The sequence below is a fragment of the Shewanella sp. N2AIL genome, assembly GCF_022690845.1.
In the GTDB taxonomy this organism is placed as follows: domain Bacteria; phylum Pseudomonadota; class Gammaproteobacteria; order Enterobacterales; family Shewanellaceae; genus Shewanella; species Shewanella baltica.
On record NZ_JALBYT010000005.1, the window covers coordinates 50,154 to 68,046 of the forward strand.

Below are 17,893 nucleotides of genomic sequence, written 5' to 3' on the forward strand. Positions count from 1 at the left end.
GGGTCGACAAAAGCAACAAAATTTACCTTTAGATTTTTAGCTAAGTTAATGATTCATTGATAAAAATGATTTTCATTTGTCCAGCGACTCGCGTTCAGCCTTTGGCTTAGTGACATAAATTGCACCACTGCTTGCTAGGTTATCATCCAAAGTGGCAGGAAAAACTGACTGGCCTATCACAGAAACTCACATGCAAATCATAGCCATCACCGATCACCGTGGCATAATAGCCAGTCATAATCAGGTGGAAATTCATTTAGCGTCATCACGACCCATTGCATATAAGGCAGACCCTCATGTCCGTAACAGCCGATCCTTGTTCGCAACCTAGCTTAATGCATCCAGATCAAGCTATTCCCCTTTTGCTCGAACAAGTTAGCCCAGTGTCAGACACAGAAGTCGTATTGCTCCCCCACGCCCTTGGCCGCGTCCTTGCCGAAGATCTCGCTTCCTGCATCGACCTGCCGCCCTTCGACAACTCTTCAATGGACGGTTACGCCTTCCGTTTTGTCGACTTGAATACGCAAACCAATCGCACTTCATTACGCCTTATCGGCAGTTCCTTCGCCGGCCATGGTTTTGAAGGTGAAGCCAAACCTAATACTTGCATACGGATCATGACGGGCGCGCCTGTGCCTGCAGGTTATGACACAGTACAAATGCAGGAAGAAGCCGAAGTTGAAGGTGAGATTATTCATATTCGCCACCCTAAGGCGCAAGGCGCCAATGTGCGTTGCCGTGGTGAAGAGCTGACCCAAGGCACTAAAGTGCTCAGTGCTGGCATTCAAATTGGCGCAGCCGAGCTAGGCGTATTGGCGACTATAGGTGTCAGCCAAGTGCGAGTCTATCGCCAACTTAAGGTGGCGTTTTTCTCCACGGGTGATGAACTGCGTCCGGTTGGCAGCGAACTCGCACCGGGACAAATTTACGATTCGAATCGTTATTCGATTCAAGGTTTACTCAGTCGCGCTAATGTGGAATGGCTCGATTTAGGCGTAATCGCCGATGATCCTGAAGCCATACGTCAGGCATTTCGCCATGCCGCCAGCCAAGCCGACATGGTATTAACCTCGGGCGGCGTGTCGGTCGGCGAAGCAGACTTTACGAAACAAATTCTCGATGAAGAAGGCAAAATCACCTTCTGGAAACTCGCCATCAAACCAGGTAAGCCCTTCGCCATGGGCAAAATTGGCAAGGCAGTATTCTGTGGTTTACCGGGGAACCCCGTGTCTTCTATGGTGACATTTTACAAGCTGGTTTGGCCAATACTGAACAAGATGCAGGGTTTAACCCCAGTTGCACCTTTGATGTTAGACGCTACGCTCACCACGCCAGTGCGTAAACAACCGGGCCGCGTCGAATATCAACGGGGCATTTTAAGCCGTAATGCGCAGGGCAAACTTGAGGTTGCCATTACTGGTAGCCAAGGTTCAGGTATGTTGACCTCGATGAGTCTAGCGAACTGTTTCGTTTTATTGGAACAATTCCAAAGGGATACACCCGCTGGCACCCAAGTGACAGTCGAGCCCTTTAACAGCGTGCTTTGCTAGGAAAATCTCCATGAATGTGCCTGACGATATTCTCAGCGACAGTGAACTCTTAAGATACAGCCGTCAGATCTCCATCAAAGCCATGGATATCGACGGCCAAGAACACCTAAAACAAGCAAAAGTGTTGATGATAGGCGCTGGCGGTTTAGGTTGCGCCGCCAGCCAGTACCTCACAGTTGCGGGGATTGGCGAGTTGACTCTGGTCGATTTTGATACAGTTGAACTCTCTAACCTGCAGCGCCAAGTGCTGCATCAAGATGCCAATGTCGGCCAGCCAAAAGTCGAATCGGCCAAACAGAGCCTTAGTCAGCTCAATCCCTTCATTAAGATCAACATTATCAATGCCGTATTAGATGATCATGAGATTGACGCCCTTGTCGCCGATCACAATCTAGTGCTCGACTGCACCGATAATGTCAGTGTGCGCGAACAACTCAATCTCAGCTGTTTTAAGCATAAAGTGCCCTTAGTGTCCGCGGCGGCCATTCGGATGGAAGGCATGGTCACAGTGTTTGATTATCACAGCGACACACCTTGTTATCACTGCTTTAGCGCCCTATTTGGCGAGCAACAACTCAGCTGCGTCGAGTCGGGCATACTCGCGCCTGTCGTCGGCATGATAGGTTGCTTGCAGGCAGTTGAAGCCATCAAGGTCATCACTGGTATGGGTAAAACCTTAGCGGGCCGCATGTTGATGATCGATGCGATGACGATGGAGTTTCGTGAGATGAAACTCCCGAAACACGCGAAATGTAGTGTTTGTGCTACTCAAGCTTAAGATAATCTCGCTTGAAAAACAGCTTTACTTGCCTTAAGTTAGCCCGACGCTGGTGAGGCTGAACGACCAGTTAACATACGGAAATAAAAAGGAAAATATATGGATTCGGAAAACAGTGTATTTGATCGCATGACCACAGACGATCCCATCGTTGGCGCTGGTCTCTACAACCTCGTTATCGGCCTCACGCTGATTTGGGGTTTTGCCGTTAACTATTGGATGGTCACCAATATAGACCCAGAAGCGATTGCCAGCGTGAATCCTTGGATTTTCTTTATCGGCTATTTTGCCTCCTGTTTTTTCGGGATTTATCTGTTTCAAAAATCGAGCAATCCCGTGGTCAGCTTTATTGGCTACAACTTTGTAGTCGTCCCCTTCGGCTTAATTATCAATATGGTAGTCAGTCAATACGACCCTGAATTAGTGACGGAAGCCATTCGCATTACTGGCCTAGTAACCATTGCCATGATGTGTTTAGGCACACTCTTTCCCGCCTTTTTCCAGAAAATTGCCGGTGCACTCACGATTGCTTTGTTGCTGGTTATCGTAGTCGAGCTAATTGAAGTGTTTATCTTTAATACTCACCACGGCATTTTAGATTGGATAGTGGTGCTGATTTTCTGCGGGTATATAGGTTACGACTGGGGACGGGCGAATCAAATTCCGAAAACCATAGATAATGCCATCGATAGCGCTGCCGCTTTGTATATGGATATCATCAACTTATTCCTACGCATTCTGCGAATTTTAGGGCGTAAATAAGTCACCAAGGGGTGTCTATGAAAGTCCTATTACCGTTTACTGCAACTTTACTGCTGGCAACTGTGGCACTCGTGGGTTGCAGCGAAGCTGAAAAACCTGCTGCGCAAGTTAAGATTGCTAATCCGGCCTCTGAGTATTGCATCTCCCAGGGTGGTAGCTTAGTAATAGAGAAAACCGCCGAAGGTGAGCATGGTATCTGTACCTTACCAAACGGTGAAGCCATAGAAGAGTGGGCGTTATTCCGCCGCGATCATCAGGAAGAAAAGCCGCAGTAACAGTGGTTCTTTTACCTTTAAAAAAACAGGCGCCAATAATGGCGCCTGTTTTGTTATTAAGTAAACTGAAAACCTTAACGGGTTAAGTGTTCAGCACGCCAGATTTTGCGCTTAGCGGCCGACTGAAAGCTCCACGCTAAAACCCGCGTAATTTTATTGCCTTGCTGCATTTCAATCGTCTTCACTGTATCAACGTTCAACTGTGCTAAGGCTTGATAACAAGGTTTCAGGTTTTCTTGCTTCGACACTAGGCTAGTGAACCACAGACATTGCTCTGCAAACATCTGACTCTCGCGGATCATAGTCGCCAAAAACTGTCGCTCTCCGCCTTGGCACCAAAGCTCTGCCGCTTGACCGCCGAAATTCAGCTTAGGTGCAGCCTTTACTGAGCTCCCACGATTAAGCTGTAGATTGGTCACCTTACGCTTTGTACCTTCGCTCGCTTCGGCCATAGAGGCATGAAATGGAGGATTACACAGGGTTAACTCAAAACGCTCTTCGGCTTGGATTACTCCCTTGAAGATCGCCTTGTCATCTGGCTGTAATCGTAAGCTTATCCGCCCTTGCAGCGCTGGGTTTTGCTCGATAATACTCTGCACATTGGTGAGTGAATGGGCATTGATATCCGAGGCAACAAATTGCCAGCCATACACTTGGCTGCCCAATATGGGATAAATACCGTTCGCGCCTGTACCAATATCTAGCACTCTCGCCTTATCCATGGCACATGACTTATCGCCTTCGGCTAACAGATCTGCTACGTAATGCACGTAATCGACGCGTCCGGGAATAGGAGGACAAAGTGCTCCTTGAGGAATATCCCAAGATCCAATCCCATAGTGATGTTTAAGTAGCGCCGCATTGAGGGTTTTGACTGCCAAGGGGTCGGCAAAATCTATCGACAACGCGCCATAGGGCGTGGGCCGCACAAAGGTTTTCAGCCGAGGGAATGCACTGATTAGCGCCGGAAAATCATAGCCATTCAAGTGGGCGTTACGCGGATGCAGGGCTTTTTTGATTTCAGCCCTAGGTTTGTCTTTGCTGGGCTTTGACCTGCCTTCAGGTTTAACCTGCTTAGATGCGTTAGCTTTTTGGCGGGGGCTCGCTGCGCGGGTTGCGGTTTTCGCAGTCGCTGATGGAACGGATTTAACGACAGGTTTTGACATAGCAGCTCTTGTAACGCAATGGGCCGACATAAGTCAGCCCATAGAATAAGACAATGAATTAATCATACAGATAAGAGGTAAAGAGTAAGTTTACAATCAATGCTTTACCTGCTTCTTGAGTGATCAAGTTATTGACCATATCAAAGCACTCGCGGCGAATCTCTTCACGGCCAGTGAGTGACTTAATCTTTTCTTCCGATTGATTACCTAACACTTCAACAATCGCGGCCCGTAATAGCGGATCGTGACGCTCAATAGTGACCAGATCATCGGGACTCTTCACCATTAACTCGACGCTGATCTTCACAAATCCCAATTTCTTACGGTTAGAAATGTAGTTAGTGACGATTTCGGGCTCAAAACCATAGTAGGCGTACTCCCCCGTAGGTGTTGCCGCGGGTGCGGCTTCTTTTTCATCGGCCGCATAAACACTGAAAACACTGGTAAACAGGATCAGACAGACTGAGAGTAATTTTTTCATAGCGACTTGCGGCTCCCTAAAAACAATCATGGTGATGGAAAATACTTCCCAATCTATATAGCCAAACAACCTGAAAACGCCAGATCAGTATCAGGAGGTCGCTTGGGTATATATGCTAGTGTCGCGACATGTTAAACTGCCGACGTTTGCCTATATTGTAACGAGTATTTAATGAATGTGACTAGCTTAAGCTTCCCCTATGGTGAATCTATTCAGTGGTTTTCAGCCGAACTAGCCGACAAACTCCCAAAATCGCCCTTGAAAGAATGGTTGCTAGCTACAGGCAGCCTAACTCAAAAACTCAAAACTTGCTGCACTCAATTTGAAGTCAAAGTCCTTGGCGAAGGGCTGCATGCGCCCTTAGATGGCGAATATCCCCAGCAAGGCTCAGTATGGATCCGCGAAGTGTTACTTTGCCTCGACTCAATCCCTTGGGTGTTTGCCAGAACCTTGATCCCCGAAAAGTTAATGGCCGAGCGCCAAGCGGATTTTTTAGGGCTGGGCACCCGCCCCTTAGGTGAACTATTGTTTAGCCAAGATCATTTTGTCCCTGGCAGAATCGAAGTCGCCAGTTTTGAGACCTGTAGTCGCCTCGCGCATTTAGCCGAAAGTTTAGATCAGAGTGTCGAACATGAACTCTGGGGACGCCGCCGCTATTTTCATCACGGTGAACACGAAATGATCGTCAGTGAAATCTTTCTGCCTGCGGCCGAGCAAGCTATCCGTAAGCTTGAATCCGAGCTTTAGCCAAAGCTTGCTTTAATGACTGATGACAAATAAAAATGCCTCTAAATTAGAGGCATTTTTGATCTGCTATTACGCGATTCACTTAGCGAATATTTAACTGACGACGCCAAGTCAATAAGCCGAGGAAAGCAAGGCTCAACCAACCTAGACTACCACCGCCAGAACTCTCATTCGCCGGCGGAGTCACCGGAGGTGTGACTGGCGGCGTAACTGGTGCAGTAACGGTCACTGTCAGACTACTAATATCTTTAGTATTTTGCGCATCAGTTACTGTAAGCGTCACAGTATAAGTGCCCGCCTTTGCATAGGTATGGGTTGGCGAAGCCGCTGCACTTGTGGTGCCATCACCAAAATCCCAAGCGTAGGTTAATGCTCCCGCACCACCATTGACATTGCTGGTGAAGTTTACAACTAATTGATTGACTGTATTAGTAAAACTGACTGTTAACGGCGCTACAGCATCAGAATTTGCATTTGCTAATCGAATAACCGCTGTGCTGTTATTACTGGCTTGCGATAGTACCTGCATCGTCAAACCTAACTGCTGCAATACCATACCTGACTGGGGTTGTAGCGGCGCACTGTAATCTAGACTATCATCAAATAAACTGACAGCATCGCGATTATTGTCACCTGCATAGAAGGTTTGTTTTACTGTGCTAAAGGCTGCATCGCGGATTTGTACCTCGGTAGAGCGAGTGCCAATCAGGTTTTGGTCAGCATCAATCACGCCAATCAAGCCATGGCCCGCATGATCGGAGACATTATTGTCACTGTAACCAAAATCTTCTAACCAGACTAATACACCAGGATCAAAGCTTTTTGCTGAGGGCATTCCAGCCAAATCCCTGCCATAAAAAAACCGCATTAACAGCGTTAATGCGGTTTCGTTTTAAGCGAGCGAGATAAATTTAGCCGGCGGTTTTTAGATAATTTGAAATACCGTCGAGGAACATTTGTACTGAGATCATGACCAATACCATGCCCATCAAACGCTCAACCGCAGTGAGGCCTTTTTCACCCAACACACGGGTGAAGAGTTTATAAAACATTAAGATCACTGCGCTTGCCCCCCAAGCAGACACTAATGCTATGGTCCAATCGCCCATGCGTGAGCTATCTGTGTGTGCCAGTAGAATCAAAGCGGCAAGAATCGATGGACCCGCCATTAAGGGAATGGCCATAGGCACGATAAATGGCTCTTCTCCCGCGGCTAATCCAACGACACCGCCGGGTTGGGGGAAAATCATTTTAATCGCGATAAGAAACAGAATAATCCCGCCCGCGATACTCACAGACTCAGAGCGAAGATTTAAGAAACTTAAGATAGCCTCACCCGCATAAAGGAAAGACAGCATGATCACTAAGGCGAAGAGTAACTCGCGGATCAATACCTTACGACGTTTCTTAGGATCGATATGCCGTAGAATCGACGCAAAAATCGGCAAATTCCCCAGAGGGTCCATGATCAAAAACAACATTACCGCAGCAGAAAATATATCCATTTAACGTATCAACACCCAAGCCAACATAAGCCCATATTATATACCCAAACAACCTGAAGATGCAGGATTCAGCGGGAATGTAACGCACTTTAGGCAAGGCCCTTAATTGCTCCTGCATAAATGGCATTCACGCCATCCATGGCGATTGCGGTTATTTGCGGACCTAGTGGGCTAAGTTAAAAATAACCAACACGGCATAAAGTACGTTACAACCCGCCGGAACGGAGCGCTGAGGGAACTCCACTTCCGTGTTGCAACAATTCAAAAGGTGGCCGACATTCTGTCATTGATGCGCCTTGAATTGAAGCACCCTAGGCGCTCTGAAACTCGTATCTTCAGGTAGCTTGGGTATAGTACCTTTTCTCGAGTTAGATCTGAAAATTTCTCCGCAAAATGGTCAAAGTGAATAAAATTCGCCCCAGAAAACTCCAGCGCAAAATGTCAGTTTGGTAAATTGCCAGCAAGTCACTGCTCACTTTGCCTTACAGCTGGTATACTATGGCGTTTTTTCAGCAAATTTTCCGTGGAATCCATGCTCTATCTTCTTGCTAGCTGTATCGCACTCTTAATTGGGCCACTGTTTTATCGCTACTTTTCATCGGGCAGCGGATTACAGAAGGGGCTCGATGGCTTTATATTCGTCTCATTAGGCGGATTAGTGCTGATCCACATCTTGCCAGAGCTACTGCAGCATGGCGGTTTGTTAGCCGTAGTCTTTGTATTCCTAGGCATATGGGGACCGACCGCTAGCGAACGCCTTTTCCACCGTTATTCAGAAATCACCCATAATCTCACCTTATCCCTAGGGATTGGCGGCTTGCTACTGCACACCATCACAGACGGTGGCGCTATGGTATTGGCGCAGCAAGACGGCAGTTCGATCTTACTTGCCCTCGGGGTCATTATGCATCGCCTCCCCGTCGGCCTCGCCATTTGGTGGTTACTCAAACCTCAAGTCGGCACCCGCTGGGCTAGCTTAGTGCTGGTCGCTATGATGCTACTTACGGGCGTAGGTTACTTCGCGGGCGAGCAATTAATCACTCAGCTCAGTTTAGAAAATACCGTTTATTTACAAGCTTTTGTTACTGGTTCTATTTTGCATGTGGTGCTGCATCAACCCCATGGTCAGCACGATACCGACAAGCAAGGCAAATACGAATACCAAGCTGGCATCGGCAGTTTGCTCGGCATAGGCTTGCTCGTGATGCTGCTCTTGATGGATTCTGGCGGCCACGAACATGCCCGCCATGATCACAGCACAGAACAATTAATGACTTGGCTACTGACACTCGCCCCCATATTACTGCTGAGCTATGGTGCGGCAGCGCTGCGCTTTAAATTAGGTCTGACACCGCAGGATAGCAGCTTAGCCCGTCGCTGGTTCCAACGCTTAGCGGGGCCAGAAGCTCTCGTCATCATCGCCCTCTTGCTCGGTCCTTGGTTAGCGTTATTCCAGTTACTTGTGGTCTTTATTCTCAGCGCTTATTTAAGCCACGCTAACGTCACTATTACCGATCCACATACTAAATTACCCAGTAATTCCCTACGTTTCGGCTTTGCACATTTAGTCGATCGCAGCGCACCGTGGATTTTACTCAGCCTAGTACTAGTGAATTTAATCGGCCATCCTTCAGTGCCATTAAGCAATCCGCTGCTGCAGGTTATAGTCCTGTTACTCGTATTTTTACCTATGCGTTTCTGCAACTTAGGCGCAGCGGTGCTGGCTCTTGCACTGGCCTATAGTGGCTGGAGCCCTATCGCGATTATGATGCCGCTGATTGCCGCACCTGTGCTTAACATAGCGCAGCTTAAGTTAATGACATGGCCACAGAGGGCAATATTACTGAGTATTATTGCGCTGAGTTTAGTCGCTGCACTGCGTCTACCACTGTGGTTCTCGCTGTTCACTTTACCGGAAGTGGTGAACTTAATCGCGCTGCTGATCCTGTCGGGATTATTTGCCGCCAGCTTACTACGCTTAGGCCCACGTAAATTTTTACGCCGCTTAATGCTGAGCAAGCCGGTAGCGAACTCGCATAGTCATTCACACGCGCATGGACATTCCCACGAACATGCTCATAGCCATAGCGCTTCGCACGCATCTGTTCAAAGCACGACTGAAATACCTAGTGCCCATGATCATTCCGATGAACATACACACGAAAAAGCAAAAGCGGATAAGCACTCGCACCACTAACACTGTTCATTTGTGGGCAGACAGGCTAAGTTAATCTACCTTTGGATTAATTTAGCCTGCTATGTGCATACTCTTTGTCGCCATTAATGCCCATCCTAAGTATCCCTTAATCATCTGTGCCAACCGCGATGAGTTTCACCATAGACCGACCGCGCCAGCACACTTTTGGCCACCGGAAGAAAACATACTCGCAGGAAAAGATCTGCAGGCGGGCGGCACTTGGTTTGGGGTGAATAAGCAGGGACAAGTCGCCGCTGTGACGAATTTACGCGTACCGCAAAAGCCCCCAGAAGCCATGCGTAGTCGTGGTGAACTCATCACTATGACACTCAACTCTGGGTCGCTCGTGTGCCCAAATTGGCTCGTTGAGCACAGTGACAATTATCAACCATTCAATCTCATCTTCGGCCAAGGTACTGACTTATATTGTTTTAACAGCATCAATAAAGACACAGTTAAACTCGCCGATGGGTTTCATGCCATTAGCAATGGTGCACTCGATGATATTTGGCCGAAAATGGCGAAGGGACAACAAGCGCTAGAAACCGTGATAAGTCAGTCAGACAACCTAGAAGTGCAAGCGCTGTTACAGCTGATGAAAGACGACTCTCGACCACAAGATAATGAATTGCCTAACACGGGAGTGGGGATCGAGTGGGAACGGCGCTTAGCCGCGATTTATATTCGTCACCCCGACTATGGCACGCGCTCCACCAGCATTCTGCTTGAAGATGCTGAGGGCGGCATGCATTTCACCGAAGTGAGATACGACGGCAAGGGTCGACAGCTCGGACAGCAGGATTTCCATTTAACCCTGCCCGCCGAGCCACCCGCTAAGCCAGACTGTTTATTAACGCAAATCTAAACTGAGCAACTGTGCAGCCTTGTATTGAAACGGCGCACTATTAGTCAGCGCTGTTGTTCAATTAAAACTGCGACTTAGTCCGAACTGTGATCCATAGTGATCACCCAGCGGTCGTCAATTTTCTCAATCAACAGGGTAAACACGCCCGTTGGGGCATCTTTTATCCGCCGTAAATCCCAGCGCCCAACGACCATAGCGGCGTAATTGCTGAGCATTTTGATTTCTTTGATCGTGAACTTCAGCTCACCAAGCGCTTCTTTATTGGGATAATTTTTCTTATAGGCGGCAAGTGTATCCTCCCAACCGAAACGGAACTTACCGTTAGACACAAAGCGCAATTGCTCGCTCTTCCAGTAACCTTGCATATAAGCATCGAGATCGCCGCGATTCCAGGCGTCTTCTTGGCCTTTGAGCATCTGCGTAATTTCATCCGTCGGCACCGCACTCACATGGCAAGTCACTAAGAGTAAAAGTGCCGCAAAAACACGCTGCCAGCTAACCTTGTTTAATAGTCCATTTTTCAACATAGTATTGTTCCCCCACAATCAGGTTAAACTGTACTATAGCGAATTAAGCACAGACTATCTTGCTTAAGCCAATTTAAAATCTAAAAAAGCTGATGATATTATTAATTTTTCGACTCTGGGCACCGAACTATGTTTACACCACTTTGCCGTTGGCTACTTAAGCTTTCAGGCTGGCAGATAGAAGGCCAACTGCCCGACTGCGCTAAATACATCATCATAGTCGCACCGCATACCAGTAACTGGGACTTCATCGTGGGTATCTTAGCTCGTGGGGCGCTTGGCACTCGAATTCACTTTCTCGGTAAACACCAACTCTTTATCCCGCCTTGGGGATGGTTCTTCCGCGCGATTGGCGGCAGCCCAGTGGATAGACGCAAAAACAACAACTTGGTCGATGCCGCTGTGCAGCTGTTTGAGTCGAAAACCGATTATAAGCTAGCGTTGGCGCCCGAAGGTACTCGCAGCCCAGTAACACGCTGGAAGTGCGGCTTCTACCATATTGCCTGCAAGGCTCACGTACCTATCACTCCCGTTGGCTTAGACTTTAGCCGCCGCACTGTCGTTATCCGTACGCCATTACAGCCTAGTGGTGATATCGCGACCGACATGCACGAGATTTTAAGCTTCTATCGCACCATTAAAGGTCGCCATCCTAAGGTGATCCCTGATTTTGTGGCGAGTGCGAAACATTAATATTTTCCCCATTTAGAGCGTCACACATGCAACCCGAAACTTGGTTACTCTATCTCTTGGCCATTGTATTGATTGGGATCTCACCCGGCCCCATCGCTATGTTGTCTATGTCCCACGGGATCCATTTCGGCAAGATGCGCAGCATAGCCACAGGCCTTGGCAGTGTGAGTGCCGCTTTAGTCTTGATGATGGCGTCAGCGGCGGGATTAGGCGCCATTATCAGCACCTCAGAATACGGTTTTACCTTGCTAAAATGGTGTGGTGCAGCCTATTTAGTGTTTTTAGGCATCAAGCTGTTGTTGACCAAGAACCAAGATCAGCCCCTTGAGATCAGCCAATCAAAAGGAAAAGGCACACCAAGGCAACTTTATCAGCAGGCGTTTCTAGTGGGGATCAGTAATCCCAAGGATTTACTGTTTTTTGCCGCGCTGTTTCCGCAATTTATCAATCTTGCCGCGCCGCAATTACCGCAACTTATGATACTGGCAGCCACTTGGGCCGTGGTGGATTTTAGCTTTGTGATGATTTACGCCAGCATGGCCAATGTGCTTGCGCCCAGCCTAAAGGCGAGCAACAAGCTACATTGGTTTGACAGAACCAGCGGCGGTGTCTTTCTTACCTTAGCCGCGATTCTTATCTCTCGAAATTAAATCAATAATCATCGACTGTCATTAACACTAGTCGACCTTAACCGACTTTAAGCTACGAATATCGTTGCCCGTTGGCGCTTGGAATGCCTGCAGACCAAACTCAGGCAATATCGCAAAAATATGGTCGAAGATATCCGCTTGTATTGCTTCATAAAATGCCCAACGGGTGTCGTTGGTGAAGATATAAACCTCGATCGGCAATCCCTCAGTGGTCGGCGCTAATTGGCGCACCATTAAGGTCATTTCCTTATGGATTTTATCGTGACGCTGTAGGTATTCCTGCAGGTAAGCACGGAAGGTACCGACGTTGGTCAAATGGCGACCGTTCACTTTCATGTCGAGGTCAGACACTCTGGCGTTCGACTCACGGATTTCGTTGATTTTGGCGGGGAAATATTCTTTTAAGCAATTGATCTTACTCAGACGCTCGCGCTCTTCCTCGCTCAAAAACTTAATGCTGTTGATATCGATATTGATGGCGCGTTTGATCCTACGCCCACCCGACTCAGACATACCCCGCCAGTTGCGAAACGCATCCGACACTAAGGCATAGGCTGGGATCATAGTGATGGTTTTGTCCCAGTTGCGCACTTTGACCGTGGTCAGCGAGACTTCTTCTACCGCACCGTCGGCGCCGTATTTGTCCATCTGGATCCAGTCGCCCTTGCTCACCATACGGTTAGCCGCTAACTGAATGCCCGCCACGAAACCTAAGATAGTGTCGCGGAACACTAACATCACAAAACCCGTTGCCACACCTAAGCCGCTGAGGAAGTACACAGGGGACTGATCGGCCAAGATGGAGATAGATACGATAATACCGACAAAGAATAAAAACAGCTTAGTTAACTGCACAAAGCTTTTAACGGGTAAACGCCGACTCACCAGATTCACATCTGAAATTTCATCGACCGCATCTAAACCCGCATAAATAGCGCGGATCATCAGCACCACCAGCCAAATACTCAGCAGCCGATCGACTAAATTACTTAAGATTTGATGTTCGGTTAAGGCGATGGGCACTAATAGATTGAGCACGATTGCAGGCACTAGCATGGCCAGCTTTTCGAGCACCTTGTAACGCATGAACACATCGTCCCAAGTGACTTTGGAGCGCAGGATCACCATGTTGACCGCACGTATGACCACGCGTCGAACAATGAAATAAGCAATGCCCGCGAGCAGTAAGCAGGCAATGATCATGATGCTGGTTGATATGCCGTCCGAGGGTTGGCTATCAATCCCAAAACCCGCTAGCCATGCCGAAATTTCGAGCCTTACTTCCTGATCCACAATTCCACTCCAACGTAGGCGCTAGCGCAACAAACCCATACAAAGGTAACCGCCGAGTTGACCTCGGTTAATGTCACCCTAGAAAATACTGATATCCAAACACAATAAATTTACAAACACTTATTTTAAAAGAAATTTTAGCATTTTGAATTGACCGAGCACAAAGGAAAATGAACAATCTTCAACCTGTTCCCAAGGAAATCATCCCATGAGTCGTTATTCATCTATGCTAGCCTGTCTTAGCTTTGGACTATTGAGCCTAAGCCAACCACTTCAAGCTGCCGAATATAGCACTTCGAAGCCATTGGTGATGTCAGATAAATCAGAGAAAACCGCCAATCCTTCTTATATCGCCCTCATGCTGAATTACGTTCCCGCCGCAGACAATCTCTACGGCATTACATTAGCACCCTATCATTTCGATAATAATTACCAGCAAGGGGCTATTACCTCGGCTATGCCCGCAGCCGAGAAACCGATGTAATAGTGCCAGAACCAGCGCTGTCATATCGCCAAGAAAGCCTCTTTCGCTTAGGGTTAAGCTACAGCCTCACTGCCGACTTAAGCTTTTATGCGGGCGGCAGCGGCTATATCAGCACTGTGTCTTACACGAATAATATTTCACCCAAAATTGTCGATGGCAAACCCACATGGGAAGAAGATAAAACCACCCGTTGGGGCGCAGAAGCTGGGCTAAGATACCGGATTACCGAACATTTCATCCTGAGTGCGGGCTATAACTCCAGTACAGAATCCACAGTTTTGAGCATAGGTTATGCGGGCTAAGCCTAAAGCATATCCAAACGACTGAGCCTAGGCGACTTATTGGGTTAGCTCGGCTCGCGCCTTAGCAAGCTCCAATTCCACTTCGGCGACCTTATTGCGTTTCTTGTTGATTTTATCCATAGAACGACCTTCTTCTATGGCTTTGGCCAACTCGTTTTGACGCTCGGTCAGTTTTTCTTCTAAGGCCGCAACTTTGGCGGCGCGCTCGGCATATAAACTGTCATCGTCACAATGGGTTGAAACTTCGTAATAGGCCTTTTCGAGCCCGTCAACTTTATGCTTATTGCCCGCCGCTTTCGCTTGGGCAAGTTCGGCACTGATGGCTTCTAACTTAGCCGCGCAGCCCACTTTAGGGGCTTCATCGGCCCATGTTGCCGCGCTCAATACCAAGCTAATAACGACGCCATAAATTCCATGTTTAATCTGCATCTTAATCTCCTCTCGCTTAATTCATTGATCATTGCCGCTATCTGACTGTGTCCTGTCACCGCGCTATCAATATAGTGCCACACTCAGTGAACTCAATCTGTATTCGAGTCAGTATCTTCCAGCTAAATCCACTTTATTCATCAAAACACGACTTAGACAGTGACTAATATGCGGCAAATTGTTTATGTTAGGGCAGAATATTGACTCAGACGGATATCGGAGCCAGAAAATTAATGCAAACTTCATTACGCCTTAGCGCACTTAGCTCATTGTTATTGCTAACATCATCGGTTATGGCCGCCGACGTAGCTCAAATCACCCTAGAAAATGGCGCCCAAGTCAGACTCAAAGACGACTTTACCTGGGAATATGTGATCACAGAAACCAAAGCTGCGCCCAATGCCTTAGCTGCGACGGTAGTGAGCACCTCAAGCAATATTGCCAGCGTCCCAAGTGTTGCACTTGCCACTCAAACTGTAGCTGCGCCTATTACCACCTTGACTGCCACCGCAATTGCCCAACCTGAGCTACTAGGCTCAACCGGTAAAGACGGGATCAAAGTCAGCTTTGCCGAAGGTCAATGGAAAGGCGATAAACTCGGACTCAGTTTCGATCTTGCCAGTACCAGCAATGAACACGTGACCTTAGTCGAAGTGGAAGCCAGCTTCTTCGCCGATAATGGCACTTTGCTCAAAACCGAAAAACTCGAAGTATGGGAAGCCATTTTCCGCATGCCAGAAACCTATCTTCGCAAGGGCGAGCAGCGTAAAAGCAGCGTCATTTGGGTCGAAGGCATAGATAAAGCCCAATGGCAGAAGCAGCTAATTAACCTCAAAATCACCGAAATTAACTCCCGCTAACTGGCAAAGAAGTAAGGGATTGCGAACCCGTTTTCAATCCCTTATCAGTACTTTTAGCGAATGTTATTGCTTTGTAGTGCTAGAGTTCAGGTAAAATAACCACACACTAACGCCCTTATTTTGAGCTCATAAGCAAGATGCATAATCTGATATCCAATCCAGCATTGTACCTTGCTGCTACGCTCTGTAGTCTCAGCCCCTTGTGCTTAGCCGATACGGTTTTCTTGCTCAATGGCGATAAAATTAGCGGTGAAATTAAAGAATTCAACGATCAAGATTTAATCATCAAAACCAGCTATGCCCCTAAGATTGCCATTCAGCGCAGTGCTATTCTCAGTTTTGAAGTCTCAACGCCTAAACCTTGGAGTGTCGGCCGCTCAATACAGGACATCAGTATTCAGGCTTCTGAACAACATGGCATGGTATTGATTAATCACCAACAAACTCCAGTGGATGAGCTGAGATTTTCCCAACGCTATGCGGACTCAGCTTGGAATTATAACGGCAGCGTAGAAAGCTCACTCGATGTCACTAAAAACAAGAAAAATAGCCAGAAGCTGCATGTCAAAGGTGATATCACGGCGGAAACCCTGCAATGGCGACACAATCTCAAGACCGAAGTGCGCTACGAGACTGAAGATAACGTGACAAAGCGCAACACCTTCGAAGGACATTATTCATTAGACTATCTGATCAATGAACATTGGCTGTTACGTCAGGAAGATTTTTATCAACAAGATAAGCTCGGCATAGATAGCCATAGCTATTATGCAGCGCTCGGTCCTGGTTATCGTTTTTGGGGTGCTGGGCGCGATAAATTAGACTTCGTCGTAACCTACAACCATTTTTGGCTTGAACAACATTCCTTTAAACTAGAACTAAATGCTTGGGCTGCATCGCTTAACTATAAACAGTATTGGTTTGGTGGCATTTTAGAATCCTATGCCGATCTGCAAATTGCCTTTCCAGATATGCCTGCGATTAATTACATCTCAAACTCGACCGTTGGACTTAAATATCTGCTCACTCAGCGGATTTATTTGTCATTTAAATATGACTTCAACGACACTCAAACAGTGATAGGTAATACCAGAGATACCAGTTACACCTTAGGATTAGGGGTAAACTTCTAATCCTGAATCCTGATACGCTAACCTGTGCGCCATAGGATGCCCATCATTCAATTGCAGTAAATCCCATAAATTACCATAGAGATCTTTAAACACAGCGACTGTGCCGTAGTCTTGCTCTTGTGGCTCGCGCGCAAATTCGACGCCATCGGCGACCATACGGCGATAATCACGCCAAAAGTCATCGGTATTCAAGAATAAGAACACCCGCCCACCCGCCTGATTACCAATAAAATCGATCTGCTCTGGCTTAGAAGCCCGCGCTAACAAAATAGACGCGCCCTTAGAACCCGGCGGGGCAACGACGACCCAGCGCTTATCTTGCTCGGCTTGATAAGTGTCTTCAACCAGTTCGAATTTCAATTTATTCACATAAAAATCAATTGCCTCGTCGTAATCTCTTACGACCAAGGCGATATGCACAAGAGCTTGTTTCATGGCGACCTTCAATTAACGCTATTTGGTCACCAGTTTACAGGTCATTTCTGGCGCTTCGTAGCCCCAAACCACTTTTGCTTCGCCTTGATGTTCCCAAAGACTTTCATTGCGGCCTTGATACTTAGCACCACTGCCGCTGGGTTGTACAAACATCAATGAAGTACTATCACCATGTTCAGCAATTAGAGTCGCGGGTTCGGTTTTAAAATAAGTTACTACGACTTCATTAGCAGGATTGCCGTCACAGGCATAAAACACTGGGCCGGTCATATCGACTAAACGGTACTGCGCCTGCAGTTCGGCAATACGGGTTTGATAGCTAGCTTCAATACACGCGTGTTTATCCTCGCTCTTCCAGCACTCATTACGGCCTTTCACCCAACCACGCTGCATCGCTTTTAAAGTCGGTGGCTGTTCATTTTTTGCTTTTTCAAGCGCTTGGCTGTAAGCCTCAGCTAACTGATTATCGAGTTGGCTCAGTCCCGCATCCTTACAAACCATAGCTTCGATACTGCCCGCATTGACTTTTGCGCAGTCAAAGGAAGGCGCATCGGCCGCCATGGCGCCTGCACTTAACGAACTCACCATCACAACGGCGGCGCAATACCTAGTGAAGCCCAGTCGATTATTCAACATCTTATTGATTAACTTTACCATCTCAATTCCTTTATATTCTGTGGTTTACTTCAACGCTTGCCATAGCTAACCCTAGATCGGCTTAACCTAACCTGACTCAAAGAGTCATGCCTTAAATTGCACTC

The 17,893-nt window shown here is 47.5% G+C and carries 19 protein-coding genes and 2 pseudogenes; 12 read left to right on the plus strand and 9 right to left on the minus strand.

The genetic code is table 11. The annotated features are described in order from the left end of the window. The first annotated feature begins 296 nt into the window (after positions 1 to 296). The 4 genes from glp to MO387_RS04935 all read left to right on the plus strand — a co-directional run bounded on the left by glp (position 297) and on the right by MO387_RS04935 (position 3,365). Entirely contained in the window at positions 297 to 1,550 is a 1,254-nt protein-coding gene (gene glp / locus MO387_RS04920) for a gephyrin-like molybdotransferase Glp (protein ID WP_107946217.1), read from the plus strand. Positions 1,551 to 1,560: 10 nt separating this feature from the next. Continuing rightward, complete coding sequence (moeB, locus tag MO387_RS04925; RefSeq protein WP_107946216.1) at positions 1,561 to 2,328, plus strand: molybdopterin-synthase adenylyltransferase MoeB; 768 nt, start codon at positions 1,561 to 1,563, stop codon at positions 2,326 to 2,328. A gap of 99 nt (positions 2,329 to 2,427) precedes the next feature. Beyond that, entirely contained in the window at positions 2,428 to 3,090 is a 663-nt protein-coding gene (locus MO387_RS04930; RefSeq protein WP_107946215.1) for a Bax inhibitor-1 family protein, read from the plus strand. A 17-nt stretch (positions 3,091 to 3,107) separates the two neighbouring features. Continuing rightward, complete coding sequence (locus tag MO387_RS04935) at positions 3,108 to 3,365, plus strand: DUF333 domain-containing protein (protein WP_107946214.1); 258 nt, start codon at positions 3,108 to 3,110, stop codon at positions 3,363 to 3,365. 74 nt (positions 3,366 to 3,439) lie between these two features. Here the strand turns inward: MO387_RS04935 and rlmF are convergent, their stop codons facing one another. Together rlmF and MO387_RS04945 are read right to left on the minus strand one after the other, a co-directional pair. Continuing rightward, positions 3,440 to 4,531 carry a 23S rRNA (adenine(1618)-N(6))-methyltransferase RlmF gene (gene rlmF / locus MO387_RS04940; protein WP_107946213.1) on the minus strand — a complete coding sequence of 364 codons (1,092 nt, stop codon included), beginning with the start codon at positions 4,529 to 4,531 and terminating at the stop codon, positions 3,440 to 3,442. Between the two features lie 58 nt (positions 4,532 to 4,589). Continuing rightward, positions 4,590 to 5,012 (minus strand): flagellar basal body-associated protein FliL, encoded by a 423-nt coding sequence (locus tag MO387_RS04945; RefSeq protein ID WP_107946212.1) that lies wholly within the window; start codon positions 5,010 to 5,012, stop codon positions 4,590 to 4,592. A gap of 171 nt (positions 5,013 to 5,183) precedes the next feature. Here MO387_RS04945 and MO387_RS04950 point away from each other — a divergent pair, with 171 nt between their 5' ends. Next, positions 5,184 to 5,759 (plus strand): chorismate lyase, encoded by a 576-nt coding sequence (locus tag MO387_RS04950; protein WP_107946211.1) that lies wholly within the window; start codon positions 5,184 to 5,186, stop codon positions 5,757 to 5,759. A gap of 82 nt (positions 5,760 to 5,841) precedes the next feature. On the opposite strand, the pseudogene MO387_RS04955 reads toward MO387_RS04950, so the two are convergent. Both MO387_RS04955 and MO387_RS04960 read right to left on the minus strand, forming a co-directional pair. Next, a pseudogene (locus tag MO387_RS04955) lies at positions 5,842 to 6,600 on the minus strand (PKD domain-containing protein); the annotation flags it as partial. Between the two features lie 70 nt (positions 6,601 to 6,670). Next, positions 6,671 to 7,264: a YhgN family NAAT transporter gene (locus MO387_RS04960; protein WP_011848195.1), complete on the minus strand. Its 594-nt coding sequence runs from the start codon at positions 7,262 to 7,264 to the stop codon at positions 6,671 to 6,673. Between the two features lie 532 nt (positions 7,265 to 7,796). Here MO387_RS04960 and MO387_RS04965 point away from each other — a divergent pair. After that, entirely contained in the window at positions 7,797 to 9,461 is a 1,665-nt protein-coding gene (locus MO387_RS04965; protein WP_242326115.1) for a metal transporter, read from the plus strand. Positions 9,462 to 9,522: 61 nt separating this feature from the next. Continuing rightward, the gene (locus tag MO387_RS04970) at positions 9,523 to 10,326 is read left to right on the plus strand and encodes an NRDE family protein (RefSeq protein ID WP_242326111.1); all 804 of its coding nucleotides are present in this window, start codon (positions 9,523 to 9,525) and stop codon (positions 10,324 to 10,326) included. 74 nt (positions 10,327 to 10,400) lie between these two features. Here MO387_RS04970 and MO387_RS04975 read toward each other — a convergent pair whose 3' ends face one another. Beyond that, positions 10,401 to 10,853 (minus strand): nuclear transport factor 2 family protein, encoded by a 453-nt coding sequence (locus MO387_RS04975; RefSeq protein ID WP_006083706.1) that lies wholly within the window; start codon positions 10,851 to 10,853, stop codon positions 10,401 to 10,403. 129 nt (positions 10,854 to 10,982) lie between these two features. On the opposite strand from MO387_RS04975, the gene MO387_RS04980 reads away from it, so the two are divergent. Then, positions 10,983 to 11,546, plus strand: coding sequence for a lysophospholipid acyltransferase family protein (locus MO387_RS04980; protein WP_011848198.1), 564 nt, complete (start codon positions 10,983 to 10,985; stop codon positions 11,544 to 11,546). A 26-nt stretch (positions 11,547 to 11,572) separates the two neighbouring features. Next, complete coding sequence (locus MO387_RS04985) at positions 11,573 to 12,196, plus strand: LysE family translocator (RefSeq protein ID WP_242326112.1); 624 nt, start codon at positions 11,573 to 11,575, stop codon at positions 12,194 to 12,196. A gap of 27 nt (positions 12,197 to 12,223) precedes the next feature. Here the strand turns inward: MO387_RS04985 and MO387_RS04990 are convergent, their stop codons facing one another. Further along, positions 12,224 to 13,489: a mechanosensitive ion channel domain-containing protein gene (locus MO387_RS04990; RefSeq protein ID WP_107946206.1), complete on the minus strand. Its 1,266-nt coding sequence runs from the start codon at positions 13,487 to 13,489 to the stop codon at positions 12,224 to 12,226. Between the two features lie 208 nt (positions 13,490 to 13,697). Between MO387_RS04990 and MO387_RS21315 the strand changes: the two are divergent. Next, positions 13,698 to 14,275: pseudogene (locus tag MO387_RS21315) on the plus strand (TonB-dependent receptor). 36 nt (positions 14,276 to 14,311) lie between these two features. On the opposite strand, the gene MO387_RS05005 reads toward MO387_RS21315, so the two are convergent. Beyond that, positions 14,312 to 14,704 (minus strand): DUF1090 domain-containing protein, encoded by a 393-nt coding sequence (locus MO387_RS05005; RefSeq protein ID WP_107946205.1) that lies wholly within the window; start codon positions 14,702 to 14,704, stop codon positions 14,312 to 14,314. A gap of 233 nt (positions 14,705 to 14,937) precedes the next feature. On the opposite strand from MO387_RS05005, the gene MO387_RS05010 reads away from it, so the two are divergent. Continuing rightward, the gene (locus MO387_RS05010) at positions 14,938 to 15,564 is read left to right on the plus strand and encodes a DUF3157 family protein (RefSeq protein WP_107946204.1); all 627 of its coding nucleotides are present in this window, start codon (positions 14,938 to 14,940) and stop codon (positions 15,562 to 15,564) included. A 137-nt stretch (positions 15,565 to 15,701) separates the two neighbouring features. Continuing rightward, the gene (locus tag MO387_RS05015) at positions 15,702 to 16,697 is read left to right on the plus strand and encodes a DUF481 domain-containing protein (RefSeq protein ID WP_107946203.1); all 996 of its coding nucleotides are present in this window, start codon (positions 15,702 to 15,704) and stop codon (positions 16,695 to 16,697) included. Here the strand turns inward: MO387_RS05015 and MO387_RS05020 are convergent. Beyond that, the gene (locus tag MO387_RS05020; RefSeq protein ID WP_107946202.1) at positions 16,680 to 17,132 is read right to left on the minus strand and encodes a VOC family protein; all 453 of its coding nucleotides are present in this window, start codon (positions 17,130 to 17,132) and stop codon (positions 16,680 to 16,682) included. The genes MO387_RS05015 and MO387_RS05020 overlap by 18 nt on opposite strands. An 18-nt stretch (positions 17,133 to 17,150) precedes the next feature. Further along, a complete protein-coding gene (locus tag MO387_RS05025) occupies positions 17,151 to 17,789 on the minus strand; it encodes an MliC family protein (protein WP_107946201.1) in 639 nt (212 codons plus the stop codon). Between the last annotated feature and the right edge of the window lie 104 nt (positions 17,790 to 17,893).

Coding starts and splice junctions, on each gene's coding strand:
- MO387_RS04975 (WP_006083706.1), bottom strand. CDS start 10,853: ATGTTGAAAAATGGACTATTAAACAAGGTTAGCTGGCAGCGTGTTTTT.
- MO387_RS04960 (WP_011848195.1), bottom strand. CDS start 7,264: ATGGATATATTTTCTGCTGCGGTAATGTTGTTTTTGATCATGGACCCT.
- MO387_RS04965 (WP_242326115.1), top strand. CDS start 7,797: ATGCTCTATCTTCTTGCTAGCTGTATCGCACTCTTAATTGGGCCACTG.
- MO387_RS04930 (WP_107946215.1), top strand. CDS start 2,428: ATGGATTCGGAAAACAGTGTATTTGATCGCATGACCACAGACGATCCC.
- MO387_RS04950 (WP_107946211.1), top strand. CDS start 5,184: ATGAATGTGACTAGCTTAAGCTTCCCCTATGGTGAATCTATTCAGTGG.
- glp (WP_107946217.1), top strand. CDS start 297: ATGTCCGTAACAGCCGATCCTTGTTCGCAACCTAGCTTAATGCATCCA.
- MO387_RS05025 (WP_107946201.1), bottom strand. CDS start 17,789: ATGGTAAAGTTAATCAATAAGATGTTGAATAATCGACTGGGCTTCACT.
- MO387_RS04985 (WP_242326112.1), top strand. CDS start 11,573: ATGCAACCCGAAACTTGGTTACTCTATCTCTTGGCCATTGTATTGATT.
- MO387_RS05010 (WP_107946204.1), top strand. CDS start 14,938: ATGCAAACTTCATTACGCCTTAGCGCACTTAGCTCATTGTTATTGCTA.
- MO387_RS05020 (WP_107946202.1), bottom strand. CDS start 17,132: ATGAAACAAGCTCTTGTGCATATCGCCTTGGTCGTAAGAGATTACGAC.
- MO387_RS05015 (WP_107946203.1), top strand. CDS start 15,702: ATGCATAATCTGATATCCAATCCAGCATTGTACCTTGCTGCTACGCTC.
- MO387_RS04945 (WP_107946212.1), bottom strand. CDS start 5,012: ATGAAAAAATTACTCTCAGTCTGTCTGATCCTGTTTACCAGTGTTTTC.
- MO387_RS04980 (WP_011848198.1), top strand. CDS start 10,983: ATGTTTACACCACTTTGCCGTTGGCTACTTAAGCTTTCAGGCTGGCAG.
- moeB (WP_107946216.1), top strand. CDS start 1,561: ATGAATGTGCCTGACGATATTCTCAGCGACAGTGAACTCTTAAGATAC.
- rlmF (WP_107946213.1), bottom strand. CDS start 4,531: ATGTCAAAACCTGTCGTTAAATCCGTTCCATCAGCGACTGCGAAAACC.
- MO387_RS04970 (WP_242326111.1), top strand. CDS start 9,523: ATGTGCATACTCTTTGTCGCCATTAATGCCCATCCTAAGTATCCCTTA.
- MO387_RS04935 (WP_107946214.1), top strand. CDS start 3,108: ATGAAAGTCCTATTACCGTTTACTGCAACTTTACTGCTGGCAACTGTG.
- MO387_RS05005 (WP_107946205.1), bottom strand. CDS start 14,704: ATGCAGATTAAACATGGAATTTATGGCGTCGTTATTAGCTTGGTATTG.